The 11,364-nt window shown below is 56.5% G+C and carries 14 protein-coding genes; 6 read left to right on the top strand and 8 right to left on the bottom strand.

What is annotated here, in order from left to right; all coding sequences use genetic code 11:
* Positions 1-61: 61 nt before the first annotated feature.
* The gene (locus HY028_09595) at positions 62-772 is read left to right on the top strand and encodes a DUF1003 domain-containing protein (protein ID MBI3345087.1); all 711 of its coding nucleotides are present in this window, start codon (positions 62-64) and stop codon (positions 770-772) included.
* 13 nt (positions 773-785) lie between these two features.
* On the opposite strand, the gene HY028_09600 is transcribed toward HY028_09595, so the two are convergent.
* The 3 genes from HY028_09600 to rluC form a co-directional block, all read right to left on the bottom strand.
* On the bottom strand, positions 786-1,781 hold the full coding sequence (locus tag HY028_09600) for a S49 family peptidase (GenBank protein ID MBI3345088.1): 996 nt from the start codon (positions 1,779-1,781) through the stop codon (positions 786-788).
* A 102-nt stretch (positions 1,782-1,883) separates the two neighbouring features.
* On the bottom strand, positions 1,884-2,546 hold the full coding sequence (locus HY028_09605) for an HAD-IA family hydrolase (GenBank protein ID MBI3345089.1): 663 nt from the start codon (positions 2,544-2,546) through the stop codon (positions 1,884-1,886).
* Between the two features lies 1 nt (position 2,547).
* The gene (gene rluC / locus HY028_09610; GenBank protein MBI3345090.1) at positions 2,548-3,513 is read right to left on the bottom strand and encodes a 23S rRNA pseudouridine(955/2504/2580) synthase RluC; all 966 of its coding nucleotides are present in this window, start codon (positions 3,511-3,513) and stop codon (positions 2,548-2,550) included.
* A gap of 410 nt (positions 3,514-3,923) precedes the next feature.
* On the opposite strand from rluC, the gene rne reads away from it, so the two are divergent.
* The 5 genes from rne to HY028_09635 all read left to right on the top strand — a co-directional run bounded on the left by rne (position 3,924) and on the right by HY028_09635 (position 8,078).
* On the top strand, positions 3,924-6,446 hold the full coding sequence (rne, locus tag HY028_09615) for a ribonuclease E (protein MBI3345091.1): 2,523 nt from the start codon (positions 3,924-3,926) through the stop codon (positions 6,444-6,446).
* Between the two features lie 35 nt (positions 6,447-6,481).
* Positions 6,482-6,712 carry a type II toxin-antitoxin system HicB family antitoxin gene (locus tag HY028_09620; protein MBI3345092.1) on the top strand — a complete coding sequence of 77 codons (231 nt, stop codon included), beginning with the start codon at positions 6,482-6,484 and terminating at the stop codon, positions 6,710-6,712.
* Positions 6,713-6,940: a type II toxin-antitoxin system HicA family toxin gene (locus HY028_09625; protein MBI3345093.1), complete on the top strand. Its 228-nt coding sequence runs from the start codon at positions 6,713-6,715 to the stop codon at positions 6,938-6,940.
* A 554-nt stretch (positions 6,941-7,494) separates the two neighbouring features.
* Complete coding sequence (locus tag HY028_09630; GenBank protein ID MBI3345094.1) at positions 7,495-7,674, top strand: hypothetical protein; 180 nt, start codon at positions 7,495-7,497, stop codon at positions 7,672-7,674.
* Complete coding sequence (locus HY028_09635) at positions 7,668-8,078, top strand: type II toxin-antitoxin system RelE/ParE family toxin (GenBank protein MBI3345095.1); 411 nt, start codon at positions 7,668-7,670, stop codon at positions 8,076-8,078. Before HY028_09630 ends, HY028_09635 begins: the two co-directional genes overlap by 7 nt.
* Positions 8,079-8,496: 418 nt before the next feature.
* Here the strand turns inward: HY028_09635 and HY028_09640 are convergent, their stop codons facing one another.
* The 5 genes from HY028_09640 to HY028_09660 form a co-directional block, all read right to left on the bottom strand.
* Positions 8,497-8,910, bottom strand: a complete 414-nt coding sequence (locus HY028_09640) for a type II toxin-antitoxin system HicB family antitoxin (protein ID MBI3345096.1) — start codon at positions 8,908-8,910, stop codon at positions 8,497-8,499.
* A gap of 72 nt (positions 8,911-8,982) precedes the next feature.
* Complete coding sequence (locus HY028_09645) at positions 8,983-9,159, bottom strand: type II toxin-antitoxin system HicA family toxin (protein MBI3345097.1); 177 nt, start codon at positions 9,157-9,159, stop codon at positions 8,983-8,985.
* Positions 9,160-9,339: 180 nt separating this feature from the next.
* Positions 9,340-9,606: a type II toxin-antitoxin system RelE/ParE family toxin gene (locus HY028_09650; GenBank protein ID MBI3345098.1), complete on the bottom strand. Its 267-nt coding sequence runs from the start codon at positions 9,604-9,606 to the stop codon at positions 9,340-9,342.
* A gap of 119 nt (positions 9,607-9,725) precedes the next feature.
* Positions 9,726-10,184, bottom strand: a complete 459-nt coding sequence (locus HY028_09655) for a hypothetical protein (GenBank protein MBI3345099.1) — start codon at positions 10,182-10,184, stop codon at positions 9,726-9,728.
* A 97-nt stretch (positions 10,185-10,281) separates the two neighbouring features.
* Positions 10,282-11,172, bottom strand: coding sequence for a bacteriophage abortive infection AbiH family protein (locus HY028_09660; protein ID MBI3345100.1), 891 nt, complete (start codon positions 11,170-11,172; stop codon positions 10,282-10,284).
* Positions 11,173-11,364: the final 192 nt, after the last annotated feature.

The raw sequence follows: 11,364 nt of genomic DNA on the forward strand, positions 1-11,364 counted from the left end.
AGGGAGCGTTGAAGGGCGAGCAAAATTTGTCAAACCCGTTCTTGACAACCGGAGTAGTGACATGACCCCCGATCATGAATTTACCTGCCCCGTATGTCAGCAGCGTAAGCCGCTGAACGAGGCCATCCACGGCGAACTCGTGTATGCCCCGGTGGCGGAGTTGATACACAGAAAGCATCCGGATTGGAGCCAGCGCGATCTCATCTGCCTGGATTGCCTCAATCACTTCAGGACGGAATATGTCGAGGATGTGCTCGAACTCCAAAAGGGGGAGCTCTCAAACCTTGAGTCGGAAGTCGTGCAAAGTCTGCGCGAGCATGAACTTCTCGCCAAAAACATCAATATCCAGTTTGACGAGCGACTCACACTGGGTGAGCGGGTCGCCGACCGGGTCGCAACGTTCGGGGGGAGCTGGCGTTTTATTATTTTGTTTGGCGTTATCATTGTAGCGTGGCTAGCCGTCAATACTGCTGCGTTGTTGCGGCAGCCGTTCGACCCCTATCCTTACATCCTGCTCAACCTGGTACTCTCGTGTCTTGCCGCCCTGCAGGCGCCCGTCATTATGATGAGTCAAAACCGGCAGGAGTCGAAGGACCGGTTGCGATCCGAACACGATTATCAGGTGAACCTAAAGGCGGAACTGGAAATACGCCATCTCAACGGTAAGATTGATCTCCTGCTTACGCGACAGTGGCAGCGGCTGCTTGAGATACAGCGCATCCAGATCGAACTGATGGAAGACCTGGCGAATAAGGCGCGAGCAGATAAGTGACCGCAATCGTCATCTAACGTAGACTCGGCGTCCGCTCTTGCAGGCCTAGCACTGAGGAGAGGGACTGCATCGTGCTCACGCCTAGCCGGTCTATCAAACGATCCAGATAGCGGCCGCGCACGGTGAAGTCCACAATATTCTCGGCTTTGATAATTTCGCGGGCCACAGAACTGCTGCTGCCCAAGCCGTCCACCAGACCAAGATTCACGCCCTGCTCTCCGGTCCATATAAAACCATTGTAGAGATCTGCACCCTCCTTGAGGCGATCGCCGCGACCCTTTTTGACGGTCTCAATAAACTGCTTGTGTACATCGCCCAGCAGGTTCTTCATATGCTTGACTTCATCTTCGTTAACCGGCGAAAACGGATCGAGAAAGCCTTTGTGCTCCCCCGCCGTCAGCAAGCGCCGCTCGACGCCGAGCTTCTCCATTGTTCCGACAAAACCGAAACCGTCGGAGAGCACCCCGATAGAACCCACCAGGCTGGCCTTGTCGGCGTAAATCTTGTCCGCCGCCGCGGCGACATAATAGCCACCCGAGGCGCAGATGTCGGTAATCACGGCGTATAAAGGGATGTTCGGATACTTGGCGCGCAGGCGTCGGATCTCGTCGTTGACATAGCCGGCCTGCACCGGGCTGCCGCCCGGGCTGTTGATGCGCAGAATCACCCCGGCGGTATTTTTGTCCTTAAAGGCCGCGCGTAGCCCTGCGTTGATGGTGTCGGCGTTGGCCTCCGCGTTATCGGCAATGACGCCTTGCACGTCCACCAAGGCGGTGTGCTTGCCCACCGTTATGCCCGTTTCCTTAGGCAGGTAGATCAATAGCAAGGCGAACAGGTAAATGAACGCCAGCGACTTGAAAAAGATGCCCCAGCGGCGCGCGCGCCGTTGTTCGTTGTAGGCCGCAAAGACCAGGCGTTGAACGAGACTACGCTCCCAGGCTTCCTTCGATGGTTCTGAAGCCGGGGGCGGTACGGGACGATTTTCCGGTTCGTTGTCGGACATAGTCATTCCTATCTATCAAGTTGAAAAAAGCTTCACCGCAGAGGACGCAGAGGAGAAACAAGCTATTTTTATGTATCCCTCCGCGTCCTCTGCGGTGAAGCACTTTTTTTAATCAGATATCTGACGTTCTGCCAGCCAGACAGGCAGATCGCTGATCCGATCCAGACAGTCGAGCGGCCCGTGTCCCAGCAGCCGCTCGCGGCTGTGCACGCCGTAGCTCACCGCGAGCGCGGCGGCGCCCGCCTGTTTGGCCATCTGCATATCATACTCGGTATCGCCGACCATGAGAGTTCGACCGGGCTCCACCCCCAGCTCCTCCATGATCTCCAGCAACATCTGCGGATGGGGTTTGGAGATCGTCTCATCGGCGCAGCGCGAGGCGTGAAATAAGCTTGTGCACCCGGTCTGTTCCAGCACATGGTTGAGGCCTTGCCGGCCCTTGCCCGTGGCCACGGCCAACAGATAGCCTTGCCCGCGCAGCGCGGTCAAGGTTTCGGCAACGCCTGGAAACAGATCCGAGGTAATCTCGGAGCTCCCTAAAAAATGGTGGCGGTACGCCGCGGCCAGGCGCGCGTGCTGATCTTCGCGGACATCCGGGAACAGTGCATAAAAGGCCTCGCGCAGACCGAGGCCGATAATATTCCGGGCCCTGGCTTCATCGAGAGCGGGCAGCCCGGCATCGAGTGCGGCTGCCTGCAGACATCCGACGATACGGGCCTCGGAGTCCATCAGGGTTCCGTCCCAATCAAACACCAGTAAAGGAAAGCGCATATTACTGAGTACGACCTTCATCCAATCGCTTTAGCAGCGCCTGCAAATCCTCGCCTAACGGCGCGGTCACATGCACCTTGCGGCCGTTGGAGAGTTGACACGCCACGCTGCGGGCATGCAGAAACATGCGCTTGAGACCGAGGCCTTTCATGTGGCGGTCAAAGTCGGGGTCGCCGTACTTGGAATCACCCGCGATGGGATGCCCGGCGTGCGCGGCGTGCACGCGGATCTGATGGGTGCGCCCTTGCATCAGTTGGATCTGCATCAGGCTACACTCTGCATAGAGGGTCACGGGTTCAAACAGGCTCTGGGCCTCCTTGCCTTCCTCGCTGACCTTGACCCGCCGCTCGCCGGACTCGATCAGGTTTTTGCGCAGCGCCGCATCTATGATGCGGCCCTTGCCGCGCCAGCGGCCCTTGACCAGGGCGAGATAGTGTTTGGTTACCCCGCCCCCGCGCAGCAGCATGTGCAGATTGAGCAGGGTTTCGCGCTGTTTGGCGATCATGAGGCAGCCCGAGGTATCCCTGTCGAGGCGGTGCACCAGTTCCAGAAACGGGGCCTCGGGGCGCAGTATGCGCAAGGCCTCGATCACGCCGTGACTCACCCCGCTGCCGCCGTGTACGGCTATCCCCGCAGGTTTGTTCAGAATCAGCAGTTCGTCATCCTCATACAGCACGCTCGATTGAATCCGCTCCAGAAACTGACCGCCCGGTTGGGACGTACCTCCCTCCTCGCTCAGGCGCAAAGGGGGGATGCGGACGGTATCGCCGGCCTGCAGCCGGTAACCGGCCTTGATGCGGCCCTTGTTGACCCGTACCTCTCCGCTGCGCACAATCCGGTAGACCAGGCTGCGCGGCACGCCCTTGAGGCGAGAAACCAGATAATTATCAATACGTTGCCCAGCCTGCATGGCGCTGATCTCAACGAACTGGGCAGGGGTGGGCTCTTTTTTGCATGGCTCACGCATTTTTGAGATACTATATGAACAGAACTAAACAGTTAGGTTTGGTTTTGGGCCCTACGCCAGACGCGGATGCAAGGTTAGATACCTTCCTACAGCGCGGCGACAGGCGACACGGACTAACGTACTCTCTGCCTGCCAAGAATCGCCCGACCGACTGGTCAGCGCGATGCGGCGGTGTAACCCTACCGCGCCTTGCTATAGATGGGGATACGATAAAGGGTTTTACTTCGCTCACCCCGTAAAGAGCGACCATAACGAATGCGTTCCCATGTCTAATGGGACAGCCGACCAGGTGTGGTGCAATACCAACAGACCTCCCATGCGACTCGCATCGTGAGGCATTGTACACCTTAATCGGCAGTCCGACGACCCGGCACCCCACGGATGCGGTCGAGCGCTGAAGGATTACCACAATGAAGAGAATGTTATTTAACGCAACTCAACCCGAGGAGTTGCGCGTAGCGCTCGTAGATGGCCAGCGTTTATACGATCTCGATATCGAGACCTCTACCCGGGAACAAAAAAAGTCCAATATCTACAAGGGCAAGATCACCCGCATCGAATCCAGTCTGGAGGCGGCCTTTGTAGACTATGGTTCCGAACGCCACGGCTTCCTGCCTTTCAAGGAAATCTCCCGCAGCTATTTCAACCCTGCCCAGGCCAATATCCCCGGCCGCGGCATCAAGGATCTGCTGCGCGAGGGCCAGGAGATCATGGTGCAGGTCGAAAAAGAGGAGCGCGGCACCAAGGGCGCGGCGCTTACCACCTTCATCAGCCTGGCGGGACGCTATCTCGTGCTCATGCCGAACAATCCGCGCGCGGGCGGCGTATCGCGGCGCATCGAGGGCGAAGAGCGCAGCGAACTGAAAGACGTGATGAACGCGCTGCAGGTGCCCGAAGGCATGGGCATGATTGTGCGCACCGCCGGGCTCGGCAAGAGCGCCGAGGAACTGCAGTGGGACCTCGATTACCTGATCCGCCTGTGGCAGGCGATTGAAGAGGCGGCCGCCCAGCCGCGGCCGGCCCCCTACCTGATCCATCAGGAGAGCAATGTCGTCATCCGCGCCATCCGCGACTATCTGCGCAAAGACATCAGCGAGATACTGATTGACGACCCGAAGGTCTACAATGAGGCCGTCGAGTTCATGCAGCATGTCATGCCGCATAACCTCCATCGCGTCAAACTCTACCAGGACAGCATCCCGCTGTTCACCCGTTTTCAGATCGAGAGTCAGATCGAATCGGCCTTCCGGCGCGACGTGCGCCTGCCCTCCGGCGGCTCTATCGTCATAGACCGCACCGAAGCGCTGGTCTCGATTGATATCAACTCGGCGCGCGCCACTCGCGGCGGGGATATCGAAGAGACTGCCCTCAACACCAACCTCGAGGCCGCCGATGAAGTCGCCTGTCAGTTGCGGCTGCGCGACCTCGGCGGGCTGATTGTGATTGACTTCATAGACATGACCCCGGCGCGCAATCAGCGCCTGGTCGAGGAACGCCTGAAGGAGGCGCTCAAGGCGGATCGCGCCCGCGTCCAGGTCGGGCGGATCTCGCGCTTCGGTCTGCTGGAGATGTCGCGGCAACGCATCCGCTCTTCACTCGGTGAAACCAGCCAGATCGTCTGCCCGCGTTGCAACGGCCAAGGCGCCATCCGCGGGGTTGAATCTTCGGCGCTTTCCTTGTTGCGCATTATTGAAGAAGCGGCGATGAAGGAAAGCACCGGCAGGGTTGAGGTGCAATTGCCGGTCAACGTGGCCACTTTCTTACTGAACGAGAAACGCGACGCGGTGAGCGCGATCGAAAAACGTCACGAGATCAGCATCGTACTGGTGCCGAATACGGATCTCATGACGCCGAATTATGAACTCAAGCGTATCCGCGCGGAGGACATGCCCAGCGAAGAGGCCGCCAAACCGAGTTACGAACTGGCGACTCCCATCGAAGAAGCCACCGAGATGATGGCCCCCGTGCAAAAGGCAGCGGCCGAAGAGCCCGCAGTAAGAGGCATCGTGCCGCCCGCACCCATGCCCGTGCGCCCGGACTACACTGCCGCCCCAGCAGCCAAACCCGGTTTACTCAAGCAGATCTTGTTCGGCCTGTTGGGCAAACCGGCCGGAACTGCTGCACCCGAAAAAGTTCCGGCGGCAACGCCAGTGGCCCGCGCTCCCGTAGAGAGACAGCGCGAACGCCCCCCACAAGCCCGTCACGAACAGGCGGCGCGGCGCGGCGGACAACAAGGGCGCAAGAAGAACGGCGAGCGCGGAAGCAAAGAGGGACGCAGACCCGATAGACCCCGTCAGGCTCGCCCTCAGGAGGAACGCATCATTGCAGAGAACAAGGCGCCGGAAGCGGCTGAGGTTATCGCCGCCCCCGTCCCCACCGCTGCTCCTGAAGTCGCCGCCCAGCCCAGCGAGAGACCCCAAAGCGGACGGCGTGGACGGCGTGGCGGCAGACGCCGGCGTCCTTCCGATGGCTCGACACAGGCCAGAAAGACAGCCGGCGCCGATCCATCCACCGCACCCGTAGAGACATCATCCTCACAGGAGCGGCGCAGCTCAGACACCCTGGTGTCATCTGAGGGGCAAGGCATACCCCGTGCCGAGACATCCACCTATCGGCCGCAGGTAGAAAGCAGTTCCGACGTACAGGGACGTACCAGTGTCGCGGGAGGCAGGATGCCGGGAGCGACCGAAACGGCCGGTAGTACGTCGACGGCTCCAGTGCGCGTCGCACCGCCGCATACATTCGAGCCGACGGCCCCTGCCGAACAACGGATCACGGAACAGCCTGCTCCACCTGTGATGCCTTCACCTGTAACTCCTCCGTTGGCGCGCCCGGCCGAGACACAGCAGGTCGAGACCTATCTGCCCAGAGAAACCGTGCGGTCCGAAGAACCCCGGCTAACCGGAACAGGGTCAGAGGTAAAACAGGAATAGCTAGAACAAGGCCGTTTAACGCGGAGGTTTAACGTATGGAACAGATCGTCAATCTACACATCGAGCACCTGCCGGAAGGCGTCTACTTGGCAACATCGGACGAGCTTCCGGGCTTGGTGGCCCAAGGGCGCACCGTAACCGAGACCTTGGAGATTGCCCGTGATGTGGCCAAGAAACTCCTGGAGGCACAGACCGAACGCCAAGGGCCGCTCCATCTCCAAGAAGCTGGGGATTCCTTCGACTATCCCCTGGTGGTGAGTGGCTAAGTGGGGCGGCTGGCAGGTTTTCGTTATCGCGAGATCGTCAAGCGGCTAAAACGGTTCGGGTTTGAATTCGACCGCCAGGCCGCAGGCAGCCATGAAATCTGGTACAACCCCCAAACCAACCACTACACAACCCTCCCCAACCATCCCGGCGACATGCCCGAGGGCACGCTGCGAGCAATCCTTAAACAGGCGCACATTGAACCGGAGGTTTTTTTGCAGAAGAAGTAATCCCGAAACCGTTTCACTCCCTCCAAGCTACCTCGCCAGGTGCTGAAACAGTGATGTCAAAACCCGGCCCTTATTCTGCGACACCGTTATCGTACGTTCATGCAAGACCTGACACCGTCATCCTTCGCTCAGTACAGACTTCGACGAGATCAGGAAAGGCCCCGCAAGCAGGCGCGAATTTATTCGTGAGGCATACCCGATTTCACGGACACATGGTTAGGGGACAACAGCGACCCCTTGTGTCCGCCAACCGGTTGTTGTGCGTTACTTTGCTTTCAGTGGAAACCGTTCGGGATGCGAGATTGCTTTCTTCGGTCAAATCAACACCCAATTCCGGCCAGTAATAGTGCCCAGGTGTTGGCTCATCAACGTTTAGGATTTTTCCCACAGGCACATCCTTGAACCACGGAAAATTTTCGTAGGACATGAATAACTCCTGACCGCGAGCCAATAGCCGCACACCATGATTTGAAATCCTGTGGTCAACTATTCATACTGTATTACTACCAGCAGCGGCTAAGAAAGATCCACTCTTTGGAAAGGTCGAGGTCACTATGGAACCCCTAAAGAAAGACGCCATTAACGCCATCGCCAACCTGCCCGATGACGTGGACATGGAAGAGATCATGTACCGGCTCTATGTGCTGGAGAATATCCACCGCGGTCAGGAAGACGTCGAGAAAGGCAAGACCACGCCCGCCGAACAGGTGTTGCGAAATATTCAATCATGGTGAAGTGGACTGCACACGCCATAGCTCAACTTCGCCATATTCACGATTACATCGCCCAGGATTCTCCGCTCTACGCCAAGCGCGTGTCGGATGCCCTGGTGCGCAAGACCATTCTGCTCGACGAATTACCCCGCCTGGGACGCAAGTGCCGGAGCTCGACGACGAGGCGGTCCGGGAGTTGTCGCTGTACTCTTACCGCATCCTCTACGAGATCAAGGCAACCCATATCGACATCCTGGCGGTCATTCATAAAAGGCGGGATTTACAGGCGGGGGAGATTCCGAGAGAGCCATAGCCACAGCGCTCATTCATCGAATCCCGGAATCCGATTCACTCCTTCCGGACTACCTTGCTCGACCCCTTTCCATTCCATCGTGTGTTGGGGCAAGACCCTCTGTTTCCCCTGACCCTCTACTTCCCTTTGAAGCTGGCGCTCACGCTACCGCTGCCGTCGCTTAAGAGATTGCCGTTCGGGTCGTAGCTCAAGGCACTGCTGTTCCATTGGGTGAGTTGGTGGTAGGCGGAAACAGTGATGTCAAGACCTAGCCCCTATTGCGCAAACAAGTAGCTGTCACCAGCAATAATCACAACGCCCGCATCAGCGCACGAGTATGCTACTTAGCTAGACCTGGCCCCGGTCTGCTGGCCCCGGTCTGTTCCGGTCTGTTTCTTCCTTTATCCGGTGATGACTGTCCATCGTCCTACCTTCGATTCGGGGTGGCCAGGATATGGACATGGTTGGTCATCAGCGAGTGGAGTTGCGCAAGCGTGCGGGCGAGCATTGATACGAATGTGTGTCCTCTTGTAGGCACGTTTGTTGTGCAGTCAGACCACACGCATATCGAGATGCCTGCCAAGGGCTCGCAAGGCCGCGGCGATACCGTCAATGCGCGTGGTGTGCCTTACATTGGTCAATCGGTTGACCTCTTGGGCGGTAGTGTGCAGGCGGCGCGCGAGTTCCGCAGGACGTACCTTTTGGCGCACCATCTCGTTAAGCAGCAACACCTTGGCCGACGTGCTGGCCGACAACTCGATAACGGGCTGACCACGCCTTGCCGTTGACGGCGAAGGAACCTCGCGCTTATCGTCAAAATAGAAGTCCAGCGCCGTTTCCAGCGCATCCTTTGCCATTGCCAACGCCTCTTCCTTGGTTCCTCCAGAGGTCAACGCCTCGGGAATATCCGGGAACGATACCCTCCAGCCTTTACCATCGGTTTTGATTTTCACAGGGTAACGCATCTTTCTCTCCATCAAGTTGTAAGCACACTCAGCTCGCCTCCCTGCGGTAAACATCCCCTTTTGGCGCATTCTTCACTTCAATCCCAACTGCTTCAAGATTGCCTGCCTCAGACCTTCGCCTATTTCATGGCTTGGATGCCGTGGCAGCGTGCTCTGCCTGCCGTTCAAATAGACTTTTAAGTGGTTTGAACCTTGCTTGAATGTTGCTCCTTGGGCGGCGAGCCACCGCTTGAACGCGCTTTGTTTCATAGGCCTTCCATTCGTTCAATACAAGTAAAATATAAACAATATTGTTTATATTGTCAAGAGAGCAGGAAAGGGTCAAGTTGAGCTACCCCGGTTTTTGACCTTTTTTTTCACTTTTTTCATAGTAGGGTGGGCACGGTTTTTGTGCCCGCGCGGTAACCGAAGAATCCGACACTATAAAATTCACCGTCCATCATGCATCACGTTCATTCGATACGCGTGGGCAAACAAAAAGATGTTGCCCACCCTACCCGGCTTCTTGTAATACACCCGGTAACCGGGGCCGTAATCAATCCGCATCTCCGAGACGCCTTCACCTACGGGCCTAACGTCTCCCGGGTTCCCGGCTGCCAAGCGTTCAACCCGCGCAAGAACGCGAGCCCGCGCATGGATGTCGCGCAGGCCATCGAGCCATTGAACATAGACATCTGTCTTGCGGATTTCGATCATGAACCAAATGTAGCCGGTCGGCTACATACTGTCAATGTGTGTGCTGTGGCTTTTCAAGAGGCCCAACGTGCAAGCTGAGGGGCGCGCCGCTTTTTGGCGCGTCCCGCTCGAACGCAATGTTAGGGAGCAGTTGTTTGGGATACACGGAAACGCCCACTCATTTTTAAACCATCACGGATATTCATGCTCATGAGCGTGAAATTCACGGCCCCGGCCAGAAGCTCCACGCCTTGAACTAAATAGAATGTTGTATCGAAGGTGCCCGCAGAAGCCCAACGGTCGAGGAAGATCGCGGCTGGAACCAAGACCAATAACCCGTTTGCCGCAATGAAGGGCATTCGTTTCTTCTTGGTTTCAACAAGCCGCCCTTGTCGGGATTTTGAGAGAGCGAAACCGCTGCCACCGGTGGCCATAATGGCGGGGACGAGAACAAACAGACCCGGAACGACAATAAGATTTTTGATTGTGGCAACAGCTTGGTGAGAACCGAACAACTCAGCGAGGATCGTGGACAGAAAGAAGGTGGCGATAGTGAATGTTGCCAACAGGCCAGCGAGAAAATGTACTTTCTTTGTCATTGTGGTTTCTCTTGCTCCCTAACGTTCGCCATAACCGGCAGTGAAAGGCGGGGCGACGAAGGAGCGCCGCTTTTCACTGTCCGCGTTGATGGCGTAGTTATGTGCGTCCATGATGATGTTCGTCTTGTAGATCCGCATATGTGCACGTCCGGATGCTCTCACGCCGAACGCCGCAGTTGACTAACTCTTCCACGTGATGAACTTCGTCCGCTTCTTCATAACAGCACACTAGCCACCGAGCATTTGGGGCGCACGCAGCCAACTTGCCGAAATATGGCAAATCAATTTTGTTGAGCGAATGACCAACTACAATAATTTCGCTGACGTGACCTACTGAATCGAAAAGCTTGCGATTCTTCTCTAACACTTCACTCACAGGCTTTTGAAGGGCATAAAAAGGATACTTAGCCGCACCTTCAGCGTCAGAGAACATGGTGCGGTTACTGTCGCCGTTCTCATCCAGTTCTGGCTCCTCTTCCATGCTTCCGCCATGCCCAAAAATCAGATCATCAAACTTGTCGGCTCGTCCGTGTACATGAAATACCCTTTCATCACTTATCCCATATATAGATTGGAGCGTGGATGTGTAGTTGAAGGTGATGAAGCTGGCGTCCTGAGGGAATGCCAGCTTCATCTCAGCAACTGAAATATCGATTCCTTCAACCCACTCCCGGAAGGACTCTCTGATTGCTTCCACATGATGATCAGCTTGCTCAGTAAGATCATCTTCCAAACCATACACTTCGCTTGGCCTAAAGCTTTCAGATGCAACATCTATGTGGTTATGAGCTTCATAGAACTGAAGCCAATCAAAACAACCGAGGGACTTTTCAAAGTCACACCACGGCCCCACATGAGCCACATCAAATGAATAGTAGTTCTCAAGCTCGTCGAGCATTTCTTTGGCGAATGTATAGAAGCGATCGTAACCGGTGGGCAGTCCGTGCCACAGATCAAATCCATTCCCTATGATGTAAAGCTTCGCCATGCGCCTCCAGTGCTCACAAGCACATAACGTCTAAGCTGAGGGGCGCGCCGCTTTTGGCGCGGAATCTTCCCCCAATAAAATTGACACCTGATTAAGCGAATTGAATTTCATACTTCGCGGGTGACACATAATTTAAAGATGAGTGCATTCTACTGTGGTTATAGAAAGGAAAATAGCTGCGCAATGCAGTAA

This window comes from Gammaproteobacteria bacterium (genome assembly GCA_016195665.1).
Classification (GTDB): domain Bacteria; phylum Pseudomonadota; class Gammaproteobacteria; order SURF-13; family SURF-13; genus JACPZD01.